Origin of the sequence: Polynucleobacter sp. 71A-WALBACH, from assembly GCF_018882365.1 — a bacterium.
Taxonomy (GTDB): Bacteria; Pseudomonadota; Gammaproteobacteria; order Burkholderiales; family Burkholderiaceae; genus Polynucleobacter.
Genome location: NZ_JACVOP010000001.1, coordinates 845415 through 867043, shown reverse-complemented (window position 1 = coordinate 867043; position 21629 = coordinate 845415). Strand labels below are relative to the sequence as shown.

25 protein-coding genes are annotated in these 21629 nt (G+C 46.4%); 10 read left to right on the top strand and 15 right to left on the bottom strand.

Translation table 11 applies throughout. The annotated features are described in order from the left end of the window. Nucleotides 1-11 precede the first annotated feature (11 nt). Genes ICN42_RS04500 through ICN42_RS04490 form a run of 3 tightly spaced genes read right to left on the bottom strand, consistent with a single transcriptional unit; the run spans nucleotide 12 to nucleotide 1465 of the window. On the bottom strand, nucleotides 12-221 hold the full coding sequence (locus ICN42_RS04500; RefSeq protein WP_216251512.1) for a DUF2892 domain-containing protein: 210 nt from the start codon (nucleotides 219-221) through the stop codon (nucleotides 12-14). Between the two features lie 40 nt (nucleotides 222-261). Continuing rightward, nucleotides 262-579: a metalloregulator ArsR/SmtB family transcription factor gene (locus ICN42_RS04495; RefSeq protein WP_370625997.1), complete on the bottom strand. Its 318-nt coding sequence runs from the start codon at nucleotides 577-579 to the stop codon at nucleotides 262-264. A 13-nt stretch (nucleotides 580-592) separates the two neighbouring features. Further along, nucleotides 593-1465, bottom strand: coding sequence for an MBL fold metallo-hydrolase (locus ICN42_RS04490; RefSeq protein WP_216862429.1), 873 nt, complete (start codon nucleotides 1463-1465; stop codon nucleotides 593-595). 66 nt (nucleotides 1466-1531) lie between these two features. Between ICN42_RS04490 and ICN42_RS04485 the strand changes: the two genes are divergently transcribed. Both ICN42_RS04485 and ICN42_RS04480 read left to right on the top strand, forming a co-directional pair. Beyond that, nucleotides 1532-2356: a sulfite exporter TauE/SafE family protein gene (locus ICN42_RS04485; protein ID WP_216251509.1), complete on the top strand. Its 825-nt coding sequence runs from the start codon at nucleotides 1532-1534 to the stop codon at nucleotides 2354-2356. A 59-nt stretch (nucleotides 2357-2415) separates the two neighbouring features. Continuing rightward, complete coding sequence (locus tag ICN42_RS04480) at nucleotides 2416-2913, top strand: hypothetical protein (RefSeq protein WP_216251506.1); 498 nt, start codon at nucleotides 2416-2418, stop codon at nucleotides 2911-2913. Nucleotides 2914-3012: 99 nt separating this feature from the next. Here ICN42_RS04480 and ICN42_RS04475 read toward each other — a convergent pair whose 3' ends face one another. The 6 genes from ICN42_RS04475 to ICN42_RS04450 all read right to left on the bottom strand — a co-directional run bounded on the left by ICN42_RS04475 (nucleotide 3013) and on the right by ICN42_RS04450 (nucleotide 10615). Next, a complete protein-coding gene (locus tag ICN42_RS04475; RefSeq protein WP_216251503.1) occupies nucleotides 3013-3741 on the bottom strand; it encodes an ABC transporter ATP-binding protein in 729 nt (242 codons plus the stop codon). Nucleotides 3742-3772: 31 nt separating this feature from the next. Beyond that, nucleotides 3773-5701 carry an ATP-binding cassette domain-containing protein gene (locus ICN42_RS04470; protein ID WP_216251500.1) on the bottom strand — a complete coding sequence of 643 codons (1929 nt, stop codon included), beginning with the start codon at nucleotides 5699-5701 and terminating at the stop codon, nucleotides 3773-3775. A gap of 2 nt (nucleotides 5702-5703) precedes the next feature. Continuing rightward, nucleotides 5704-6582 carry a branched-chain amino acid ABC transporter permease gene (locus ICN42_RS04465; protein WP_216251496.1) on the bottom strand — a complete coding sequence of 293 codons (879 nt, stop codon included), beginning with the start codon at nucleotides 6580-6582 and terminating at the stop codon, nucleotides 5704-5706. A gap of 149 nt (nucleotides 6583-6731) precedes the next feature. After that, a complete protein-coding gene (locus tag ICN42_RS04460; protein ID WP_216251491.1) occupies nucleotides 6732-7916 on the bottom strand; it encodes an ABC transporter substrate-binding protein in 1185 nt (394 codons plus the stop codon). Nucleotides 7917-8061: 145 nt separating this feature from the next. Further along, on the bottom strand, nucleotides 8062-8988 hold the full coding sequence (locus ICN42_RS04455) for an EamA family transporter (RefSeq protein ID WP_216251488.1): 927 nt from the start codon (nucleotides 8986-8988) through the stop codon (nucleotides 8062-8064). Further along, the gene (locus ICN42_RS04450; RefSeq protein WP_216251485.1) at nucleotides 8981-10615 is read right to left on the bottom strand and encodes a GMC family oxidoreductase; all 1635 of its coding nucleotides are present in this window, start codon (nucleotides 10613-10615) and stop codon (nucleotides 8981-8983) included. Before ICN42_RS04450 ends, ICN42_RS04455 begins: the two co-directional genes overlap by 8 nt. 114 nt (nucleotides 10616-10729) lie before the next feature. Here ICN42_RS04450 and yjgA point away from each other — a divergent pair, with 114 nt between their 5' ends. Beyond that, nucleotides 10730-11257 (top strand): ribosome biogenesis factor YjgA, encoded by a 528-nt coding sequence (gene yjgA / locus ICN42_RS04445; protein WP_216251483.1) that lies wholly within the window; start codon nucleotides 10730-10732, stop codon nucleotides 11255-11257. 9 nt (nucleotides 11258-11266) lie between these two features. On the opposite strand, the gene ICN42_RS04440 is transcribed toward yjgA, so the two are convergent. Genes ICN42_RS04440 through pcaD form a run of 4 tightly spaced genes read right to left on the bottom strand, consistent with a single transcriptional unit; the run spans nucleotide 11267 to nucleotide 13986 of the window. Further along, the gene (locus ICN42_RS04440) at nucleotides 11267-12343 is read right to left on the bottom strand and encodes an acyltransferase (protein WP_216251480.1); all 1077 of its coding nucleotides are present in this window, start codon (nucleotides 12341-12343) and stop codon (nucleotides 11267-11269) included. A gap of 40 nt (nucleotides 12344-12383) precedes the next feature. Continuing rightward, a complete protein-coding gene (locus tag ICN42_RS04435; protein WP_216251477.1) occupies nucleotides 12384-12566 on the bottom strand; it encodes a hypothetical protein in 183 nt (60 codons plus the stop codon). A 16-nt stretch (nucleotides 12567-12582) separates the two neighbouring features. Further along, the gene (locus ICN42_RS04430; RefSeq protein ID WP_216251476.1) at nucleotides 12583-13161 is read right to left on the bottom strand and encodes an HdeD family acid-resistance protein; all 579 of its coding nucleotides are present in this window, start codon (nucleotides 13159-13161) and stop codon (nucleotides 12583-12585) included. Between the two features lie 9 nt (nucleotides 13162-13170). Beyond that, nucleotides 13171-13986, bottom strand: a complete 816-nt coding sequence (gene pcaD / locus ICN42_RS04425; protein ID WP_216251473.1) for a 3-oxoadipate enol-lactonase — start codon at nucleotides 13984-13986, stop codon at nucleotides 13171-13173. Nucleotides 13987-14105: 119 nt separating this feature from the next. Here pcaD and ICN42_RS04420 point away from each other — a divergent pair, with 119 nt between their 5' ends. Genes ICN42_RS04420 through ICN42_RS04405 form a run of 4 tightly spaced genes read left to right on the top strand, consistent with a single transcriptional unit; the run spans nucleotide 14106 to nucleotide 16662 of the window. After that, the gene (locus tag ICN42_RS04420) at nucleotides 14106-15098 is read left to right on the top strand and encodes a tripartite tricarboxylate transporter substrate binding protein (protein ID WP_216251470.1); all 993 of its coding nucleotides are present in this window, start codon (nucleotides 14106-14108) and stop codon (nucleotides 15096-15098) included. After that, complete coding sequence (locus ICN42_RS04415; RefSeq protein ID WP_216251456.1) at nucleotides 15067-15999, top strand: amidohydrolase; 933 nt, start codon at nucleotides 15067-15069, stop codon at nucleotides 15997-15999. The genes ICN42_RS04420 and ICN42_RS04415 overlap by 32 nt, the downstream gene beginning before the upstream one ends. A gap of 40 nt (nucleotides 16000-16039) precedes the next feature. Beyond that, nucleotides 16040-16267: a hypothetical protein gene (locus ICN42_RS04410; RefSeq protein ID WP_216251441.1), complete on the top strand. Its 228-nt coding sequence runs from the start codon at nucleotides 16040-16042 to the stop codon at nucleotides 16265-16267. Nucleotides 16268-16290: 23 nt separating this feature from the next. Beyond that, on the top strand, nucleotides 16291-16662 hold the full coding sequence (locus ICN42_RS04405; protein WP_216251438.1) for a hypothetical protein: 372 nt from the start codon (nucleotides 16291-16293) through the stop codon (nucleotides 16660-16662). 72 nt (nucleotides 16663-16734) lie between these two features. Here ICN42_RS04405 and ICN42_RS04400 read toward each other — a convergent pair whose 3' ends face one another. Beyond that, on the bottom strand, nucleotides 16735-18012 hold the full coding sequence (locus tag ICN42_RS04400; RefSeq protein WP_216251434.1) for a serine hydrolase: 1278 nt from the start codon (nucleotides 18010-18012) through the stop codon (nucleotides 16735-16737). A gap of 181 nt (nucleotides 18013-18193) precedes the next feature. Between ICN42_RS04400 and ICN42_RS04395 the strand changes: the two genes are divergently transcribed. From ICN42_RS04395 to cobA, 3 genes are read left to right on the top strand one after another with little or no spacing between them, the layout of a single operon-like run. After that, nucleotides 18194-19900, top strand: a complete 1707-nt coding sequence (locus ICN42_RS04395; RefSeq protein ID WP_216251432.1) for a nitrite/sulfite reductase — start codon at nucleotides 18194-18196, stop codon at nucleotides 19898-19900. A 13-nt stretch (nucleotides 19901-19913) separates the two neighbouring features. Further along, a complete protein-coding gene (locus ICN42_RS04390; protein WP_216251428.1) occupies nucleotides 19914-20462 on the top strand; it encodes a DUF934 domain-containing protein in 549 nt (182 codons plus the stop codon). Between the two features lie 22 nt (nucleotides 20463-20484). Next, nucleotides 20485-21309 (top strand): uroporphyrinogen-III C-methyltransferase, encoded by an 825-nt coding sequence (gene cobA, locus ICN42_RS04385; RefSeq protein ID WP_216251425.1) that lies wholly within the window; start codon nucleotides 20485-20487, stop codon nucleotides 21307-21309. On the opposite strand, the gene ICN42_RS04380 is transcribed toward cobA, so the two are convergent. Next, nucleotides 21226-21594 carry a sirohydrochlorin chelatase gene (locus tag ICN42_RS04380; RefSeq protein WP_216251422.1) on the bottom strand — a complete coding sequence of 123 codons (369 nt, stop codon included), beginning with the start codon at nucleotides 21592-21594 and terminating at the stop codon, nucleotides 21226-21228. The two genes, cobA and ICN42_RS04380, sit on opposite strands and share 84 nt — an antisense overlap. Between the last annotated feature and the right edge of the window lie 35 nt (nucleotides 21595-21629).

The window sequence follows — 21629 nt, the reverse complement described above, 5'->3', positions numbered from 1 at the left end:
CTGAAAAAGACTTACTTACAGCAAGAATCGCCAGCAGATGTCCCGCAAGAACTCACTCCTAACAATGGGTAGGCTGGGCAGAAACGGAAAATACCAGTAGCCAAAGGAAGTAGTCCGAGCCAACCCCACCAGCCCACGATACCGTTAGCTGCAAGCGCGACCAGCACAATACCTACTGAGATTCTTAAAATACGATCGATACCACCGACGTTACATTTCATATTGAACTCCCTTTAAAAACGATTAAATGATTTATTACTCTTACTTCTTGCAGTAATGCTTGTAGAGCAAACTCATGACGGATACGGCAATCTGGCTTGATAGAGAGTAGTAAATTTGCTTACCCTCTCGACGGGTCTTAACTAAATTCTCCTTGCGCAACACGGTCAATTGCTGAGAGAGGGTTGGCTGATGTAAATCTAGCGCAGCCTCCAGCTCTCCAACGCATTTTTCCGCCTGTCCAATTTCACATAAGAGCATCATGCGATCCCGGTTAGACAAGACCTTCATTAGCTTGCAGGCATCATCTGCCGATGACTGCATCTTCTTGAGCTCCGCTTTGGAGATCGGCATATTCATTGTTATCCCCCTATCAGAGTGTGTTTAAAGGAATTTTTAGATAGGCAACGCCATTACTATCTGGCTCAGGAAAATGCCCTGCCCGAATATTGACCTGAATAGACGGCAAAATTAGCACGGGCATCTCTAAGGTTTTATCTCGTTCGGTACGCATCTGTACAAACTGCTCTTCAGTAACGCCATCATGCACATGAATATTATTTGCCTTCTCATCGGCAACGGTGCTCATACAAGCGACAGGCCGGCTAGTTGGAGGGTAGTCATGGCACAGATACAGCTTGGTCTGGCTAGGGTATGACAAGATCTTTTGGATGGAGCGATAGAGCATCTTTGCATCGCCACCTGGAAAATCACAGCGAGCTGTGCCGACATCTGGCATAAATAAGGTATCACCCACAAAGATCGCATCTCCGATTTCATAAGCCATACAAGCAGGGGTATGACCTGGTACAAAAAGCGCTTTCAAGGAAAGATTTCCAAAAGCGAGTGACTCGCCTTCTTTTAATAAATAATCAAACTGTTTCCCGTCCACCTGAAATCGATCATCTAGATTGAAAACTCCCTTAAAGACTGTCTGCACTTTCGTGATGTGATCGCCAATCACTAACTTGCCGCCTAGGCGACTTTGTAAATAGGGGGCTGCCGTTAAATGATCCGCATGGGCGTGAGTCTCCAGAATCCAACTCACTTGCAGCTGATGTGACTGAACAAAGGCAATCACCTCATCAGCGGATTTGGTGCTAGTTCTGCCCGATTTAGGGTCATAGTTCAGTACCGAGTCGATGATGATGCAGGGGCTAGCATCCCCCTCATAGACCACATAGGTATAGGTCCCAGTTTCTGGATCAAAAAAGTGCTTAATTAGGGCATTGTGCTGTATGGTCAAAATATTCTCCCAATTGCATTAATATTATATATATTTATATACTATATTAATCTAAAATAAATTGCAATGGACTACTCACCCCTTATCAGCCCAGCACTTGGCATCCTCGTAGGCATCCTAATGGGCCTTACTGGTGCTGGTGGCGGGATTTTATCGGTCCCTTTATTAGTCTTCTTCCTTGGTCTACCCATTGCAGAGGCAGCCCCAATTGCCTTATGTGCCGTTGCCTTAGCTTCCAGTATTGGAGCGATCATGGGCCTCAGAAATAAGGTTTTGCGCTATAAAGCAGCTGGTTTTATGGCGATCTTTGGTTTAGCGTTATCGCCCATAGGACTCTGGCTTGCTCCAAAGATTCCGAATGCCCCATTACAGATTTTATTTAGCTTGATCCTCTTATATGTAGCCATGCGCTTATTGGGTGAGGCCCGCAATCAGATTAATGGCATCCCAGAGACAAACAGAAAACCACCTCCCTGTCTAATCAATCCCGCTATTGGAAAGCTCCAATGGACTCTCCCCTGCGCACGCGCCCTAATATTCGCTGGTAGCATCGCGGGCTTTCTGTCTGGCTTGCTTGGTGTTGGCGGCGGTTTTATCATCGTCCCAGCCCTCAGGCGCTATAGCGACTTACCAATCAAATCCATTGTTGCCACCTCTCTTGGAGTGCTTGCCATTATTACTAGTGGCGGAGCGATTTTCTCGGCCGTCAGTGGCAACCTAAATATTTGGCTTGCTGCGCCATTTGCGCTAGCAGCATTGGGCGGGCTATTCATTGGGCTTCTCTTGGGTAAAAAACTCAGCGGTCCGCATACCCAACTCATTTTCTCTATCTTCACCTTAGTGATTGCCATCAGTCTGCTAGTCAAAGGTGTGCTAACTTTGAATCTGTGAAACGTCCAATACCATCCTTTCTTCTTATTTTTTCTCTCGCAATATCGGGAGCTTTACTCATGACTCTGAAACCCAGTTCTTTTTTAACCAGCTCAGTGAGCGCTCTTTCTGGAACGGTCAGCAATCTCAATCATGAGCTCCTGGAATATGTGAATCCAGAAAAACCTACTCATGACCATTCCTCGGTGTATTACCAACGCTTCTATATCTCTACGTTTAATTTAGATGATCGTGCAATTGAAGCTAAATTCTCATCACCCATGGTGGTCACTAATGGTGATAGGGTTACAGTATCTGGCTACTCCAAAGGCAATCGCTTTCAGGTGCTGGCTTACGCCAATCAAACACGGCAAGTCAGTCAGCATGAAAATTGGATTGTCCTAGGCTTAGGCGCTATATTCTTCTTAGCTGTAGCTCTCGGGCTCCTCAATTCAGAGTTAGTAGCTGAGGGTGCTTTAGTGCCTAAGCTCTTTCTGCTGGGCTTTGTAGGTGTAGCCATCTATATGGGCTACCGCGCCTTACTGGTTCGTGAGGCGATCTCATTACTCCAGGGCTAGTTGGGCGAATGCCTTACTTACACCCCAATAGAAAAAGCCCTCAATCGAGGGCTTTTTAACAAACAAGATTTACTAATGCATTACTGAAAAAGCAATGACTTAGTGACTGCCAGCACCACCTAAGTAAGCCGCTTTCACAGCAGGATCATGCATCAACTTATCGGCTGGGCCATGAGTTGCAATCTTGCCGTTCTCCAGCACATAACCATAGTCAGCAACATTCAGAGCTGCGGCAGCAAACTGCTCAACCAATAACATCGTCACGCCTTGAGATTTAAGGTTAGAAATAATCTTAAATACTTCCTCAACCAAAATTGGCGCAAGACCCATGGAAGGCTCGTCCAAGAGAATAATCTCTGGATTTAACATCACGGCGCGAGCCATTGCCAACATCTGTTGCTCACCACCTGACAATGTTCCAGCCAACTGGTTGCGACGCTCTTTTAAGCGAGGGAACATTTCTAGAGCGCGCTCCAGATCGTTCTTGATATCGCCTTTTGGACGGCTACCTGTAAAGCGTGGGAATGCGCCTAACAAAAGATTGTCATTTACAGACATCGTCGTAAACACGCGACGACCTTCTGGGCTATGCGCTAATCCAAGGCGGGCAATTTTATGAGAGTCGTAACCATCAATTTTTTCACCGCCCAAGATCACTTCGCCAGCAGTAGGCTTGATCATCCCAGTAATAGCACGCATAGTGGTTGTTTTGCCGGCGCCGTTGGAGCCGATCAAAGTAATCACCTGTCCTTTAGGAACATCAATATTGATGCCGTGCAGAACTTTTACTTTGCCGTAGCCTGCTTCAAGATTCTTAATAGATAACATGGTATTTACCGATTCAATATAGTTCTAGTGATTAAGTACCCAAGTAGGCATGAATCACCTTCTCGTCTGCCTGAACTTCAGCTGGTTTACCTTCTGCAATCTTCTGACCGAAGTCCAATACAGAAACGGTGTCGCATACTGACATCACCACATCCATGTGATGCTCAATCAGGATGAAGGTAATACCGCTATCGCGGATCTTACGAATAATTCGCAAGAGTTCTTTAATGTCAGGCGCTGTCAAACCAGCAGCTGGCTCATCCAACAAGAGCAACTCTGGATCCAAGGCCAAGGCACGAGCAATTTCCAAGAGGCGTTGCTTACCGTATGGCAAGTTACGCGCCTCTTCATTTGCCAAGTCATCCAAGCCAACGAACTTCAGTAGAGCCATTGCGCGAGCATGTGCTTCAGCTTCTTCACGCTTATAACGCGGCAGATGTAATGCAATTTCCACCATGTTGGACTTAAAGGTGTGATGTAAACCAACCAAAATATTTTGGATGGCGGTCATTTCACCGAAGAGCTGAACGTTTTGGAAAGTACGCGCAATACCAGAAAGAGCAATGTCAGAAGAAGTGCGGCCGACTACGCTTTGTCCAGAAAATAAAACGTTACCAGCGGTAGGCACGTAAATACCGGTCAAGACGTTCATCATCGTGCTCTTACCAGAACCGTTAGGACCGATCAGACCATGAATCGTGCCACGCTTGATGCTGAGATCCACATTGTTCAGAGCCTTCAGGCCACCAAACTGCATCAACACTGAATCCACCTTCAGGAGTTCAGCACCTGTATTTTGATTTTTAACGGTACTGATGAAACTAATGGAGTCATCCACTACCTCAACTTGATCGCCACGAGTAGTTTTGGTCTTACCAGCAATAGATTGGTAAAAGCTCTTAGTAAAGCCAACGATACCGTTTTGCAAGTAATAGACCACCAACAAAATCATGAAGCCGAAAATACTCAGGCGCCAATCTGAAATACTGTTGAGCCAGAATGAGAATGCTGCCAAGCCAACCACGCCTGCGATTGGAATTGCAACGCGGCGTGGAGTCGTGACCTTTTTTGACAAGGCCATCGCAGCACCAACCACCACTACGATCGCAATGATCGAGGCAACAATACGAAACAGGTTGATGTCATCCAAGAGTTTTGGCAACAGCACGATGATGGCAGCGCCAATCACTGCACCGAGGCGTGACTTGCGGCCACCCATGATGATGCCGAGCAGGAACAGAACAGCGAGTTCGTTGTTATAAGTGTTTGGAGAAATATATTGCTCGGAGTAGGCATACAAGCAACCAGCTAAACCAGCAAAGCCGGCACTGATCACAAATGCGATTACCTTAAAGCGATATACAGAAACACCCATACAGTCACAAGCGATCGGGCTGTCACGCAAGGCCTCAAACGCACGACCCATTTGTGATTTCACAAAACGATCCACCACAATCAAAGCAAGGATCAGAACGATCGATACCAACCAGAAATACTCTGCCTTGGTCATCGGAACGCCCATGAGCTCTGGCTTTGGAATCTTGATGCCCAAGGGGCCTTCAGTCAACCAAGTCATTTCATTAATCAAGATCTGTGCAATGGTTCCAAACGCTAAGGTCACCATCGCCAGATACGGGCCAATCACCTTGAGTGCTGGAAGCGCTAAGATGCCACCGAAAATAGCAGTCACCACTACTGAAGCTGGCAGGGTTGCCCAAATGGGAAGTCCAAAATGGAAGAACAGCACACCAGCGGTATAGGAACCAATCCCGAATAAGGCTGCGTGCCCTAGTGAAACCTGGCCTACATAACCCACCACGATGTCCAAACCAAACAAGAGAATGGCGTAGATCAGAATCGTTTCAGCTAAGTGAATGTAGTAAGGATTATGAACAAATAGGGGCAAGCAAAACAGCCCCACAATTGCAATTAATAGAGGTAATAGAGACTTCAATTTCATCATTAAACTTTCTTAATCGCAGATTTACCGAAGAGGCCGGATGGTTTGTATGCAAGCACTAGCAAGAGCAAGATCAAACCTGGCACATCTTTATAGCCAGTAGAGACATAGAAACCAGTGGCAGTCTCAACGATTCCTAAAATCAAACCGCCAACAATGATGCCAAGGCCGCTAGAGAGGCCACCGATGATCGCTACTGCGAAAGCCTTTAAGCCGAGAGCGCCGCCCATAGTTGCGCCAGTCAAAGTCAATGGTGCAATCAATACCCCTGCGAAAGCAGCAGTCAACGAAGATAAAGCGTATGAGAAAGTAATCACCAGGCTGGTATTGATACCCATCAAGCCAGCCGCATCGCGATCGTTGGCAGTTGCAACAACCGCTTTACCGTAAATCGTTTTACGGTTGAAAAATTCCACTAACAACATCATCACCAAGGCGCCAACTACTACCAAGATTTCCATTGGCAGAATATTCGCACCCAAGAAGCTCATTGGCTCCATATCGAGTGGTGATGGGAATGGCAACGCATCGCGACCCCAAATATTTTCAGCTACGTTCTTGAAAATAATACCGAGAGCGATGGTGGACATAATCCAACCAAACTCGGACTTAATTTTGATTGCTGGACGCACACCAATCAATTCAACAAAACTACCTTGAATCATTCCGAACAAGCAAACCACTGGAATCATGACCCAATAGTTCATGCCAAAAGTGTCCACACAAGTTAGACCAACCAAAGCACCCAACATCAGCGCCTCGCCTTGTCCGAAGTTCAATGTGCCAGAAGTGGCAAAAGTTAGCTGGAAACCGAAAGCGATAACCGCATAGATCATCCCCACCGCGATACCGCTTGAGAGGATTTGTGCAAGCATGTCCATTTTTATTGGCCTAAAAGAAAATACTTAAAACTGTTTTATTAACGAATTCGACATTGTAAGCAAAACGCCGCTTTTTGGGCGGCGCTTTGATCTCACAAATGTTGCAGTGCAAAATAAATAATGATCTTGCCCGCAGCTTTTAACTTCAATTACTTCTTCTTAGCTGTTGCATCCTCAGCATTCAAGAACTCGACACGACCATTCTCAACCACGCCCATCACTACGTCTTTAGCAGAAATAGCCTCGTGATTAGTCGCGCTAAATGGCTTGTTGTAAGTAATCACAACACCATCAACCGGAGCCTTGAGATCCTGAAGTGCAGCCAAAATCTTTGGTCCCTCTGTGCTGCCAGCTTGCTTAATAGCAGCCGCCAAGAGGTAAACAGAGTCGTAACCTTGAGCTGCTGATACTGGGGAAGCGATGTTGTTATTTTTTGGCTTGAACTCTTTCAAGTAAGCATCCAAAAAGGCTTTGCGCTTAGCAGTCGTTGCTGGCGTTTGAATATAAGTCTGTGGCATTGTTGCGCCGTTACCATTCTTACCAGCAGTATCAATAAAGCTAGCCATAGACAAAGTCCAAGAACCAATCATTGGCTTTTTCCAGCCTAATTTCGCCATACCGTTAGCAATTTGCGCCAACTCAGGTCCAATTGCGTAAGTCAAAACTACATCAGCACCAGCATTTTTTGCTTTGAGCAACTGTGAAGTCATATCCACGTCACCAATGTTGAATTTCTCAACAGCAACTGGAGTTACGCCATAGCCCTTCAAAGCCTTTTCTAAGTCCTCGCGGCCCAACTGGCCGTAGTTTGTGGAATCAGCCAAAATCGCCACTTTCTTCAAGCCACGCTTCTCAACTGCTTCTTTAGCGATCATTGGAGCCTGAATATTGTCGGCAGCCGCATTACGGAAAACGTAGTTTTCTGATGCATTAGGGAATTGATGAGTAATCAACGAACCCGTAGCAACGTTGTTCAACACTGGAATCTTCGCTTCTTGATAGAAACGCTGTGAAGCCAAAGCAACACCAGTATTAATGTAACCAAGAGTAGCTACTACTTTTTCGTTATTAATAAATTCTTGGGTGATTTGTACACCACGCTCGTTTTTAGCTTCGTCGTCACGCTCAACTAAAACAATCTTGTTGCCATTGATACCACCAGCAGCATTGATTTCCTTGGTAGCAAGACGCACACCATCACGCATACTCACACCCATTGAGGATGAGCCACCTGTGTATGGGCCAATAACACCAACTTTAATATCGGCAGCATATGCGCCGGTTGTGAGCATTGCAGCTGCAGCTACTGCAAAAATGTGATGACGAATATTCATAAAGTCTCCATGACTAAAAATGCTAATTAAATAAAATCTTTTTTAGGTACAACTTGAAACGAATATCCATCTTACAGTCAATGCAGGGGCAAAAAAAGGGGTTTGTATTAGGGTTTTACATTAGCCCAAGAAGATAAAGTCGTTTCTAAAAATACTTAGCAATTTGTACCCGCAAACTGGGCCAAAAGAGATTCACCACAAGTCCAGCGATCACTAAACCTGCGGCCATCACTTTCCAGCTTGGTAAGGCTTCACCTAAAAAGAAGGCTGAAGCCCCCATTCCAAAAATGGGTACTAAGAGTGGGGCCGGGGCAACTACTGCGGCTGGATGTTTAGAGAGTAACCAGCCCCAAGCCGCATAGCCAAACAAGGTGTTGCCCCACGACTGCCAAAGCACGCCAGCCCATGCCCCCAAAGGGGCTTCAACTATTGAGAGGCTCATCTGTTCCAACCCGCCTTCAAACATTAGGGAGATGGCAAACAAGGGTGGAATAGCAAAGGCGCTAGCCCAAACCACATAAGAGAGCATATTGATTGAGCCGGCCCGACGACTAGTGGTATTGGCAACACCCCAAGAAAACCCGGTAAACACCACCAAAGCCAGCCCTAGGAAAGTAGTCGTCGCATCTGTGTGCAGCGCAATAATTCCAAGACCCGTCATTGCTATTAAAACCGCTACGGCCTGATAGCGCCTCAGCCCCTCTTTTGCAAAGAACATGGCAAAGCCAATAGTAAAAAATACTTGTGTCTGAATCACCAAGGAAGCCAACCCAGGGGAAATGCGGCCATCAATCGCAAAATACAACACACCGAACTGCCCCACTCCAACTGCAAGTCCATAAACGCAAAGGTTCATCCAGGAAACCTTTGGTCTAGGCATAAAAAAGACTAGGGGTAACAAAGCAAAGGTATACCGCAATGCCGCAAACAAAAAAGGTGGAAAGCTTGCTAATGAAACTTTAATGACTACAAAGTTAGTACCCCATACCGCGACAATCGCTAACGCTAGCAGTAAATGGCTAGCTGGTAATTGATAGCTTTGCTTTGTGGTGAGATGGGGTGAGTTATTCACCAGTGAGTAATTCCGCGGCGCGTTGCGCAATCATCATGGTGGGCGCCGCAGTGTTCCCCGAGGTGATGGTTGGCATCGCAGATGCATCAACCACTCTGAGATGATGAACTCCTCTGACTCTCAGCTCAGAATCCAGTACAGCCATTGGATCGTCAGCGCGCCCCATCTTGCATGTGCCCACTGGATGGAAAATAGTCGTTCCAATATCGCCAGCAGCCTTAATTAATTCTTGATCAGTTTGATATTGTTTGCCGGGCTTATATTCATCTGGCATATACGGCTTCAGTGCGGGACTCTCCACAATCTTGCGCGTAAGACGCAATGAGTCTGCGGCGACCTGACGATCCTCATCTGTCGATAAATAGTTGGGCGCAATGATTGGAGGCGCCTCCGGATCAAGCGAGCTGATGTGCACACTACCGCGAGATGTCGGGCGCAAGTTGCAAACGCTCGCAGTAATTGCATTAAAGGCATGCAAGTCTTCACCAAATTTCTCCAGCGATAAAGGCTGAACGTGATACTCCAAATTTGCTGAAGGTTGATCGGGTGAGCTATAGGCAAAAGCACCAAGCTGTGAAGGAGCCATTGACATCGGGCCTGAGCGCTTAAACACATACTCCATTCCAATGAGCAACTTTCCTAACAGGGAGTTCGCTTTAGTATTTAAAGTCTGAATACCATTGACTTTGTAAATCATCCGCAATTGCAGATGGTCTTGCAAATTCTCACCTACACCTGGCAAATCAGCATTCACCGCAATCCCCAGCTTATTGAGATGCGCAGCTGAACCGATACCCGAGCGTTCTAAGATCTGCACGCTACCGATTGCACCTGCACTTAGAATGACTTCGCCTTGATTGTCGACATCGCAAAGCGCTTCAGTAGTTTTGCCATCTTTGATGTATTGAACTCCGTAGCAATCTTTACTATTGGGATCGATCAATAACTTATTCACTACAGCCTCAGTAATCACAGTGAGATTGGATCGCTTAGCTGCATCACGCAAAAATGCTTTGGAGGTATTGAGCCGCCAGCCTTTGCGCTGACTCACATCAAAGTAGCCCACGCCAAAGTTATCGCCTTGGTTAAAGTCATCCGATGCCAGAATACCCGCCTCCACAGCTGCTTGCTTAAAGATATCCATGATGGGCCAGCGCAAACGCTGCCGAGATACCGTCCACTCGCCGCCTTTACTGTGCCATTGATTAGCAGCACCGTGATAGTCCTCAAATGACTTATAGCGTCTTAAGGCATTCTCCCAGGACCAAGACTCATCACCCGTCGCATTAACCCAAGTGGCGTAATCACCCTCTTGACCCCGCATATAGATCATGCCGTTGATAGATGAACAGCCACCGAGTACTCTGCCACGTGGATAGAGTAGTGAGCGCCCATTTAAGCCTTTTTCAGCAGCAGTCTTAAAGCGCCAATCTGCCCTTGGATTATCGATGCAGTACAAATAACCTACAGGTACATGTATCCAAATGTAGTTGTCATTCTTACCAGCCTCAATTAAGAGCACGCGTTTAGCGGGGCTCTCAGTCAGGCGCTTGGCCAACATGCAGCCGGCGCTACCGGCGCCAATGATGATGAAGTCGTAGGTATTTTGTTGGCTTACTGTACTCATGTCTCTAATTTTATAGATGCCTATTTTCAAGCTCTATTATTTACCATCTTCTATAGATGGGAAGAAATTGGGCAATTCAGCTTGAAATAGCAAATACCCGTCTAAAATAGTCCTATGCATGTCAATGAAAAGAACCGAACCCCCAAGAAAGAAGATCCTGATCAGGGGCCCAGCAAATCCGAGCTAAAGCGCCAGATGACTGAGCGCCAAAAGCTGGCCGAGGTTCTGGCAGCGCTCAGTAGTGATGCTTTAAAGACGATTCCTATGGATGAGGCTATCAAGGCTGCAATTGCGGAAACCAACAAGATTAAAAGTTTTGAGGCGATTCGTCGTCACAAGCAGTACCTTGGTAAGCTGATGCGCTTTCTAGATGATGAAGAGCTAGATACCATTCAAAAGCGTTTAGACGCCATTCAAGGCGTGAGCAAAGCAGAAACCGCCAAACTCCACTATCTGGAGTCTTATCGCGACCGTTTGATTGCTAATGATGAAACATTCACTAAGATGATCGAAGAATATCCCGACATGGATATTCAGAACATGCGCACTCTCATCCGCAATGCCCGCAAAGAAAAAGAAACCAATAAACCCCCTAAGGCTTATCGAGAAATTTTCCGCGTACTAAAGGACATGGGAATTTAAGCTGTTGCCTTAGATCTTGAGTTTGGCTGAGGGAATCTCAACCCAGCGATATAAATAGTTTGCCGCAATACCACTACACACCAGCACTACCAACATAAGACTAATTGCAATTAACCCACTCTCATGAGCATGCAACCCAGAAGCAATATATAAAGTATTCGCCAACAAGATAAAAGCAAAGTGAATTAAAAACGCGCAGTAAGAGCGTGGGCTAGCCCAGGCAATAGCTCGTAGTGCCCATGCTTGCACCCCATGAGCCGAAGCCCTAACACTCGGATAAGTAGCATTACCCCAGACAAATAATAGTAAGGCCACAAACCAGGCCAAGAAGTTGCGTAGCCAAACCTGTTGCAATGTAGAGAGCGCAATAATCACCCCGATAGCAATGAGCGAAAACTTAGCTAGGCCCTGGATCTTCTTGTCAGCAAAGTTCTTAGCGAGATAAGCCAAGACACCTAGGCCGTAAGAGCCAATGAAATAAATAAAGTAAGCCTCATATTGATCAGAGCGATTGAAGTACAGCAAGGAACTTACCGCTGCAATACTGATGAGCCAAATGAAAGCCTGATACGAAGAAAAAGAAATCAGGAGAACAGCCAATACAGAATAAAGCTGCCAATCGATTGCCACATACCAAGCACCAGCAGAGATCGAGTCAAGACCTAGGATGCCTTGCAAGAAAAATAAGTGGGCGATAAATTGGCCCAAGGTCTCTGTCTGACCAACAAATTCATCATTAACCCAAAAGCGGGCAGTCCAGGCGCAGAGAATAGTAAAAATCAAAGCCGCAATATAAGGCGCAAACAAACGCAGATACCGATTAATGATCACGCGTAGTAAATTTTGGCTACTGAATTTCGCATTCGTAAATCTTGTCAGCGACTGGGTTGCTAAATACCCCGCCATCACCAAAAAGATCTGCACTGCATAACGACCATACTCAAATAAGTAAGTCATTATTCCTGGCAATACTAAGCGCGCATCTACCGCTATCTGACCATAGCTAGATAGATGATGCAGAATAATCAAAAGAGCTGCGAAGACCTTAAGAAAATCAATTAAGAAAAGTGATTTGACTTGCTTCAAAGTAGAACTGGGTTGCCGCTCAATTTAAGCAATTGAGTGACTATTTGGATTCCTTGGACTTTGCCTTACCCATTAAAGAAGCAAGCAAGGGATTGCTATCAGCGAGCTCTTTCTTGGTCTTGGCGACATCCTCCGCTGCACCTGGCTTGGGCACCTTGGTCGCATTTTTCATGCGCTGTGCAGTTGCCAGGGCTAGGTTTTTATAGAGGTCGGTTTTTTTCATTGCAATGTAACTTTACTTATTTGGTTATTGAGCGTGCTGCCAAGCCCAAGAACAATAAAGACCAGCCCTGCAAAAGCAATTCAATTGCGATGAGCAAGCCAGGCAACCACAAGCTGGTTTGTGGGTAGCCATTCATGATGAGCACGCCCATCAAGATGGAGATCGCTGAAGACAATACCAACCAGAACCATTCACGGAAATGACGGTGCTGAAATGCGGAGATCAAGCGCAAGAAGCCAGTTACAAAAAAGATGGCAGCTAGCCACAAAGTAATTGCCTCTAAAGCGGGGATAGGAAAGGCCCAGGTATAAATACCAGCAGCAATATAAAGAATTGCTAAAACCACCTGAATAGAAACACTCTTCCAGCCTGATGACTTCAGTGCATGAGCAAATTGCAATGCACCACCAAAGATCAAGAATGCACCCAAGATATTAATCGTGACAAATGAGAACAAGGTCTGACCTGCAACGCCAATCATGCCTAAAGCAATAAAAAGAATTCCCATGCCAATGAGTGCGCCAGGTACTTTTGCGGCAGCGCCGAGAACAGCGGTACGAATTTCTTTAATTTGGGCTACGGATAATTCAGTCATTTCAATCTCCTACAAAGTGTCATCTACTGTATCAATAAATTCTCGGACTGTACGATTAAATAATTCAGGCTGCTCAATATTGGATAAATGTGCCGCATCTTCCAAAATAACCATCTTAGAGCCGTCAATCATACGGTTGAGCACAATTGCCTGATCTACCGTACAGGCTGGATCTTGGCGTCCAGTCAAAATCAGTGTAGGCGCCTTAATTTTGAGCAGCATCGTAGTTTGCGCCATATCTCGTACTGCACTTGCGCAACCTAAATAACCCTCAAGTTCAGTACCCAAGATCATCTGGCGTACTTTTTCTATGTCTTTTGGTGCGCGAGCGATAAATGGCGCAGTAAACCAACGCTGAATCGTGCCGTCTACCAAACCAGCAATACCCTCCTTACGGGCGATCGCAAAACGATTCTCCCACAGAGCGCGAGGAGGCATCTCACTAGCGGTGTCACACAAAGATAGGGAATAAACACGCTCTGGGTAGCGAGCACCCAATTGCTGACCAATCATGCCGCCCATCGATAGGCCAATGAAATGCACCTTATCAATCTTGAGTGCATCCAACAAAGCAACCGTGTCATCAGCCAACTGAGGAATGCTATACGGCGCAGGCGTTGTCTCAGAACCACCATGTCCTCGCTTATCGAAGCGCAGTACTCGATAACGATCTGCTAGCGCCGGAACATTCCAGTCCCACATGCTGCAATCAGACATCAGGCTATTGGCCATCAAGATGACGTGACCATTTTCTGGCCCGTCAAGACGATAAGCAATATCAATCCCGTTTACCTGAATGATCTGTTTTTCTGGTGTCTGGCTCATTTGTCTCTGTTTCCCATCTTTTTGACTATTTTTATTTACCCCATCTTGATCATGGAGATCTCGAGAGGAGCGTGTTAGATTATCCAACGAAACTATAAAAATTATATTAAGGAGACATCATGCTGACCTCAAGCCGTTTAGTCCGTCGCATTCCCAATCTGCTATTCACTGCACTTACCAGCATCAGCCTCATAGGTGGTGCAGCTTATGCCCAAAGCTTTCCAAGTCGCACAGTCAAAATGGTAGTTCCTTTAACTACTGGCTCTGGTGCCGATATTGCAGGACGCGTTGTCGCTAAAAGTTTGACCGAAACCTGGAAACAATCCGTCATCATTGAGAACCGGCCTGGTGCCGGAGGTTTAATTGGTACCGGGGTAGTGGTGAATGCCGAACCAGACGGCTATACCTTGCTAGTGCAGTCGGCCTCCTATGCGGCTAATCCAGCAATCTATAAGAAGCTCCCATATGACCCACTCAAAAGCTTGATTGATGTAGCTATTCTGGGTCAAACTCCCTATGTCATGATCACCGCCGCAGATAGCCCTTATCAGACGATTCGAGACCTTGTGATTGCAGCCAAATCTAAGCCTGATGAAATTACTTTTGCTTCAGCAGGTGTTGGTAGCTCAACCCATCTAGCGGCTGAGTATTTCAATCAGATGATGGGCATCAAATTAATCCATGTTCCTTACAAAGGCTCCCCTGAAGCGATTCAGGACACCATGTCAGGGCGAACCGCTTTTTATATGGCGCCACTCGATACCGCAATTGGTCAACTTAAGGGCGGCAAACTGCGCGCACTAGGCGTGACTAGCAAAACACGTAATGCTGCAGTTCCAGAGATTCCGAGCATTGCTGAGCAAGGCTACGCTAACTTTGAGATTGGCCTCTGGTTTGGTGTGTGGGCTCCTGCAGGGACCCCGCCGGCGATTGTGAAAAAGATTAACCAAGACATTAATTTGGCAATGCAAAGTCCTGAAGTAAAAACTGCTTACGACTCCAAGGGTATTAAAGCCACACCAATGAGTCAGCAAGAATTCGGTAAATTTGTGCGTGATGAAATGGCTAAGTATCAAAAAATTGCTAAAGACGCAAACATCGAACCTCAGTAAATTGAACTCAACTCACTCCGCACCTCCCTGCCAGGCACCCGATCCAGAAATTCGATCTCCAAAAATTGTCTTTCCAGCGGGTGCAGTAGATTGCCATGCTCATGTGTGCGGCCCCGAGCAGCAATTCCCCTATTCAAGCGAGCGGATCTATACGCCGCCAGATGCTACCGTAGAGCAATACGACTTCCTATTACGCATGCTCGGCGTTGATCGCTCGGTACTAGTTCAACCAAGCGTCTATGGAACTGATAACCGCGCAATGCTAGCGGCACTCACCTCCAATCCTGAAAAATTTCGGGGAGTTGCAGTAATCGATAGCGATATTGCAGATGCTGAACTTGAAAAGCTTCATCAATCTGGCGTTCGAGGGATTCGTTGTAATGTCGTCGATGTTGCCGATAAGTCTGCTGGTCTACCCATACAAGAGCTGACTTATTTGGCGGAGCGAATTGCACCGCTTGGATGGCATTTGGAATTACTCATGCATGCCAATGAATATCCTGACCTAGCAAAAACCTTTACGAATTTTCCAGTCGATGTGGTGTTCGGGCATTTTGGATATACCCATTCGAAACATGGGATAAATAATCCAGGCTTTCAAGGACTACTTCAATTACTCCGCGAGGAAAAAGCTTGGGTCAAAATGACCGGTCCTTATCGTATTTGCGATGGAGACCTTCCATACGCCGATATGCGCCCATTCAATGAGGCGGTCATAGACGCCAATCCCAACAGATTGGTTTGGGGAAGCGATTGGCCGCACGTGATGGTCAAAAAGCAAATGCCGCATGATGCAGACCTCTGCGACCTCTTTGGCTCATGGGTGGAAGACCCGGCCCTCAGAAAAACCATTCTGGTGAATAACCCCTGTATCCTGTATGACTTCCCTGCCTTCAGCTAGGAATATGACTAAATTGAGCAATAAGGAATAGCAGCTTCACATGGATACTACTTTTACCGTTGTTTTCGGCATCATCGCTATGCTTCTGCCACTCGTCGTAGGGCGCTTAGTATGGAAGCGCTTTGACAAATACTTTGGTCGTAATGATGAAGCCTATATGGATACTTTGGAATACTTCCTAAAGAAAATTGGCTTTACTATTTTGATCGCCTTTATTCTTTTGTGGATTGGTATCAGCCTGGTATTCAATGGCAGCCCGAATTATTAAAATACTTTAAGCGCTACGCCATCATGAATGATCAACTCCTCACGATTCTCAAGAAAGCAAAGCTGAACTTTGCAGTACTTGGTAGCATTCTGGTACTCGCGATTGTTGGTAAGCTGACTAATCCCGAGTTCACTAATAGTATTTTCTTAATCGCTGATCAGCTGGTTTCTGATCTCATTCTGTTGTTTGTTGCCATTACTCTGGGCGCTTTTATACCGAACTTCAAGCTAGTTGTATTGGGCGCACTTGCCGCCTTTATTGCTGCCGCAGTTGCTATTCAGACGGGCATCTTTACCTACCTGACCATCGACTACTTATTTGCAGTACTAATCGTCGTACTGGGCTTTGCATCGATTGCCAACCTCTATCGGCATTACAGAGAATTTAGTTTCTAGAGCGAGTAATAGCTTCCATTAAAAAGCCCCGACTGATCGGGGCTTTTTAATTACCAGCGTTACTGTATAAATTTATTTCTCAAGCGCACCATAAATCAAAGCATTTAACTTCTCACGATGGATTTTCCGAATCTCGCCTGGAGCAACGCCCATCATCACGACTACTAATTGCTCCTTTGGATCAACCCAGAAAATAGTGCCGTAAGCACCATTCCAAGAGTAGTCGCCAATGTTGCCATTATTGGCAGACAGGCCACGCTCAGTTCGAACCGCTACACCCAAACCAAATCCATACCCCAATCGGGCAGGCTCAGTACCACTCACATTATTTTTGATATCTTTGTTGAGGTGATTCGATGTCATGAAGGCCACTGTCTGGGGCCCCAGGACTCGCTTGCCATCAATACTTCCACCATTCAACAACATTTGTCCAAAGCGAACATAGTCCCCTGCTGTGGAATAAGCACACGAACCTCCGCAATCAAACTTCACTTGCTGAGTATGGATATCCACCTTTTGGGGCTTACCAGTTAGAGGGTCCATCGGTAGTGGTTGCGCTAAACGAGGGCGATCTTTTTCAGCTAACTGGAAAACCGTATTGGGCATTCCAACCTTACTCCAAACGCGTTCTTGTAAAACGCCGCCCAATGACTTACCAGAAATTTTTTCCTCAATCAGACCAAGCACATCAATACCAAAGCCATAGTCCCAAGCGGTTCCTGGCTCGTATAACAATGGCGCTGCCGCAAGCTTATTAATAAATTCTTCTGATGTGTAATTGGCCGCAGCAGGCGCTGAGCCAGCTGGATAGAACTTGTGTATCGGAGTTGCCCCTCGACCCCCATAAGTCAATCCATTGGTGTGACGCATTAAATCCTGAACCGTGATTGGATTCTTGGCAGGAACTGTGGTGAGCTTGCCATCCGCATCAACCTGCCCCACCTTCATGTCCTTGAACTGCGGAAGCCAATCGGAGATTGGCGCATTTAAGGGCAGCTTACCCTCTTCATAAAACGTGAGAGCCCCTACTGAAGCCATCACCTTAGTCATCGATGCCAAATTAAAGATGGCATCCGTTGTCATTGGCTTTTGCGTACTTTTATCTAGATAACCATAAGGCTTATAGATGCTTAATTTGCCATTTTTGGCCACGGCCAGAACAGCCCCTGCCATTTGATTATTGGCTACTTGGTCTGCAAAGAAGGTGTCAATTCGCTTTAAGCCCTCTTGAGAAAAGCCCTGTCCAGCTGAATTTGCCATAGGTAATGGTGGTTTAGTCGATTGCGCACTAACTGCCGCAGAATTGACCAATAGGCTAGCAAGCATGCTCGCCATAAGCACTTTCTTCATTTTGTCTCCGATTATTGTTTTTTTAGGTAATCCCTCGGCTTCATGATTGCCAGTGGATTGAGGCCTATTTAAGCAGAGTTTGCCTTTCCAGTAAAAGTGATTTCTTTATATCAATTTGGTTATATAGACTCAATATTTAATTATTTGTAGAAATAACATTACCCCTCGACAATACGGGTCTATGTATAAATATGACCATATTGACCAAACCCTTGTAGATCAACGGGTTACCCAATTTCGAGACCAGGTTGAGCGACGCCTAAACGGCACCTTGGCCGAAGAAGAGTTTCGCCCGCTCCGGTTGCAAAATGGCCTCTACCATCAGCGCCATGCTTACATGTTGCGCGTTGCCATCCCTTATGGGCTGCTGAGCGCTAAACAATTACGTACCCTAGCCTTCATTGCAGATAAGTACGACCGCGGTTATGGGCACTTCACTACTCGTCAAAATATTCAATACAACTGGGTAGAGCTAGAGCAGACTCCGGATATTTTGGCGGAGTTAGCCAAGGTAGAGATGCATGCGATTCAGACATCGGGCAACTGTATTCGCAATATCACTAGTGATGCCTTTGCTGGTGTTGCTGCAGATGAATACATTGACCCGCGCCCCGTTTGTGAATTACTACGTCAATGGTCAACCCTCCATCCCGAGTTTGCTCATCTGCCACGAAAATTTAAGTTTGCAATCAATGGCGCCAAAGAAGATCGCACTGTGCTGCTTTGCCACGACGTTGGCATTGAGCTCAAGAAAAACGCCGCAGGCGAATTGACTGCAGACATTTATGCTGGTGGCGGTATGGGTCGCACGCCGATTCTCGGCTCATTAATTAAACAAGGTTTGCCATGGCAAGTTTTACCAAGTTACTTAACTGCCCTCTTACGTGTATACAACCGCTTTGGCAGAAGAGACAATCTCTACAAAGCCCGCATTAAGATTTTAGTAAAGGCTTTAGGTCCAGAAGAATTCGCCCGCCAGGTTGAGGGTGAGTGGCTACATCTTCACAATGAAGCAAAACAGGGCAAAGACAATTTCACACAAGCTGAGTGGGAACGTGTTGCTCAGCACTTTACTAAGCCGGCCTATCAGCAGTTCAGCGCATTAAGCAATGAAACCATCCTAGCCGCCGCACCCGAGACGGAAAGAGCTGCCTTTGCTCGATGGTTAGAGCGTAATGTGAAACCACATCAAGTGCCAGGTTATGCCAGCGTAATTCTGTCACTCAAGCCACACGGTACCGTTGCCCCTGGTGATGCCACTAGTGCGCAGATGAATGCCATTGCCGATCTAGCTGATCAATATAGCTTTGGTGAATTACGGGTCACGCATGAGCAAAACTTAGTGTTGGCTGATGTCGAGCAATCTAAGCTCTTGGGGCTCTGGCAAGCTGCCAAGCAACAACATGTAGCACTTCCAAATATTGGATTGCTCACTGACATCATCGCCTGCCCAGGAGGTGATTTCTGCTCACTGGCTAATGCGAAGTCACTCCCGATCGCTAAAGCCATCCAAGAACGCTTTGATGACTTGGATTACTTATTTGATTTAGGTGACATCAGTTTAAATATTTCAGGTTGCATTAATTCTTGCGGCCATCATCACGTTGGTAATATTGGCGTCTTGGGTGTCGATAAAGATGGTGAAGAGTGGTACCAAATCACCTTAGGTGGCGAGCAAGGCAATCATGCCTCCGTTGGAAAAGTGATTGGCCCTTCTTTCTACGCCAATGAAATCCCTGATGTGATGACTAGCCTGATTAATACCTATGTCGAGCACCGCACAAGCGATGAGCCATTTATCGAGACTTATCGTCGTCTAGGTGTAGCTCCATTCAAAGAGGCTGCCTATCAGAACAATGGCAAACATTCCAAAGGGGCGTTGGCTTAATCATGGAACAACTATGAATCAGCAGATTATTTCTTTCCCCAAAGATGGCAAACCCACCCTAGTTGCTAATGAATGGCAGGTATGGGATGGCGAGCGTGATGAAGGCGGTATCCCCGATCTTGAGCATGGATTGCATAGGGTATTGGTGCCATTTCATTGGTGGATTACACATCATAAGAATGCAGATGTAATAGAGAGAGCAAACAAAGGTGAGATTGGCGTTTGGTTTGCTGCTGATGACGACATCCTCAAGCATGCCGAGCTCATTGAGGCAGGCAAAAGTCTTTGGCCAGTAGTTGGTGCGCACTTCCCTATCTTTAGAGATGGCAGAAGCTTTAGTACCGCGGCCTTACTAAGAGATCGTTTTTCCTGGGTAGGTGAAGTCAGGGCAATTGGGGATGTATTGATCGATCAACTCTTGCAAGGTGCGCGCGTAGGTTTTGACGCTTTTGAATTACGTCCCGATCAAAACTTAGCTATCGGACTAAAGCAGTTTGATCTCTTTAGCGTCACTACCCAGAATAGTTGGCGCGATCAACGCAGCACTCAAGAAGCTAACTAAATAGACTCAGCATAGACAGATCATGAGCAATATCAACAAACTCGGAAAAGTGTATTTGGTTGGCGCCGGCCCTGGCGCCGCTGACCTCATCACCGTGCGTGGCGCAAAGCTACTGGCACAGGCAGATATTGTTTTTCATGATGCCTTGGTTGAGCCAGCCATGTTAGAGCTATGCCCCCAAGCTATTCAAGAGCCTGTTGGCAAGCGTTGTGGAAAGCTTTCTTCTGCTCAACACTTCATTAATAAGCGCTTAGTTGATGCGGCTCAAAAATATCAAATCATCGTGCGCCTCAAAGGTGGGGATCCCATGATGTTTGGTCGCGCCGATGAAGAAATTCAAGCGCTCAAAGAGCTTGGTATTGCTGTTGAGGTGGTGCCAGGCATTACCGCTGCACTAGCGGGTGCAGCAGCTATTCAGCAGTCTTTAACTCTACGGGGAGTATCTCGCAGTGTGGCATTTGTCACCCTAGCGCAAGGTACAGAAAATACCCCTCTCTCTGAAGATCAATCTCTCCAACCATTGCAAACCCCCAATGCCGATACCTTGGTGTATTACATGGGTCGCAAGGATGCTGCGCAGATTGCACAGCAACTAATAGAGGCCAAATGCAATCACAGCGCTAATACGCCAGTACACATCTTGGAGGCTGTAAGCACTCCAAGAGAACGCCATTGGTCTAGTACCTTAGGTGAGCTCGCTTTAGGAAAAGCAGATCAGTGGTTTGATGGCAGTTCACCTGCCTTGATCATGGTCGGCGAAGCTTTAAGGGAGAAGTGCTCGAGCGCCAAAATCAACGATAGCCTGCAAGACAGCGAGATCCTCACCGACAGCAGGCTGAGCGCTTAAGCTGATAGCAGGAAACTGCTTTTGGCAAGCTTCCAGTAGGACCGGAAAGTCATTGCGTAAATGGCCTCCTTGGCCAAAAAAGACTGGCACCACAACTACCTCGGTTGCACCAACAGCACTTAAAGAAGCGACTGCTTGCTCTAGAGAAGGCTGCATTAGCTCTAAAAATGCCAGCTCAACCGCAGTATTGGGGTGCTGCGTCTTCCACATCGATGCCAGTCGATCAAAGGGCTCACGCCAACGAACATCACGGGCACCATGTCCAAACAAAATAATTGCTTTCATATCGATCTTTATAGGGGTTCAGCAAGTGGGAGGCA

Coding starts and splice junctions, on each gene's coding strand:
- ICN42_RS04500 (WP_216251512.1), bottom strand. CDS start 221: ATGAAATGTAACGTCGGTGGTATCGATCGTATTTTAAGAATCTCAGTA.
- ICN42_RS04495 (WP_370625997.1), bottom strand. CDS start 579: ATGAATATGCCGATCTCCAAAGCGGAGCTCAAGAAGATGCAGTCATCG.
- ICN42_RS04485 (WP_216251509.1), top strand. CDS start 1,532: ATGGACTACTCACCCCTTATCAGCCCAGCACTTGGCATCCTCGTAGGC.
- ICN42_RS04480 (WP_216251506.1), top strand. CDS start 2,416: ATGACTCTGAAACCCAGTTCTTTTTTAACCAGCTCAGTGAGCGCTCTT.
- ICN42_RS04475 (WP_216251503.1), bottom strand. CDS start 3,741: ATGTTATCTATTAAGAATCTTGAAGCAGGCTACGGCAAAGTAAAAGTT.
- ICN42_RS04470 (WP_216251500.1), bottom strand. CDS start 5,701: ATGAAATTGAAGTCTCTATTACCTCTATTAATTGCAATTGTGGGGCTG.
- ICN42_RS04465 (WP_216251496.1), bottom strand. CDS start 6,582: ATGGACATGCTTGCACAAATCCTCTCAAGCGGTATCGCGGTGGGGATG.
- ICN42_RS04460 (WP_216251491.1), bottom strand. CDS start 7,916: ATGAATATTCGTCATCACATTTTTGCAGTAGCTGCAGCTGCAATGCTC.
- ICN42_RS04450 (WP_216251485.1), bottom strand. CDS start 10,615: ATGAGTACAGTAAGCCAACAAAATACCTACGACTTCATCATCATTGGC.
- yjgA (WP_216251483.1), top strand. CDS start 10,730: ATGCATGTCAATGAAAAGAACCGAACCCCCAAGAAAGAAGATCCTGAT.
- ICN42_RS04435 (WP_216251477.1), bottom strand. CDS start 12,566: ATGAAAAAAACCGACCTCTATAAAAACCTAGCCCTGGCAACTGCACAG.
- ICN42_RS04430 (WP_216251476.1), bottom strand. CDS start 13,161: ATGACTGAATTATCCGTAGCCCAAATTAAAGAAATTCGTACCGCTGTT.
- pcaD (WP_216251473.1), bottom strand. CDS start 13,986: ATGAGCCAGACACCAGAAAAACAGATCATTCAGGTAAACGGGATTGAT.
- ICN42_RS04420 (WP_216251470.1), top strand. CDS start 14,106: ATGCTGACCTCAAGCCGTTTAGTCCGTCGCATTCCCAATCTGCTATTC.
- ICN42_RS04410 (WP_216251441.1), top strand. CDS start 16,040: ATGGATACTACTTTTACCGTTGTTTTCGGCATCATCGCTATGCTTCTG.
- ICN42_RS04405 (WP_216251438.1), top strand. CDS start 16,291: ATGAATGATCAACTCCTCACGATTCTCAAGAAAGCAAAGCTGAACTTT.
- ICN42_RS04400 (WP_216251434.1), bottom strand. CDS start 18,012: ATGAAGAAAGTGCTTATGGCGAGCATGCTTGCTAGCCTATTGGTCAAT.
- ICN42_RS04395 (WP_216251432.1), top strand. CDS start 18,194: ATGTATAAATATGACCATATTGACCAAACCCTTGTAGATCAACGGGTT.
- ICN42_RS04390 (WP_216251428.1), top strand. CDS start 19,914: ATGAATCAGCAGATTATTTCTTTCCCCAAAGATGGCAAACCCACCCTA.
- cobA (WP_216251425.1), top strand. CDS start 20,485: ATGAGCAATATCAACAAACTCGGAAAAGTGTATTTGGTTGGCGCCGGC.
- ICN42_RS04380 (WP_216251422.1), bottom strand. CDS start 21,594: ATGAAAGCAATTATTTTGTTTGGACATGGTGCCCGTGATGTTCGTTGG.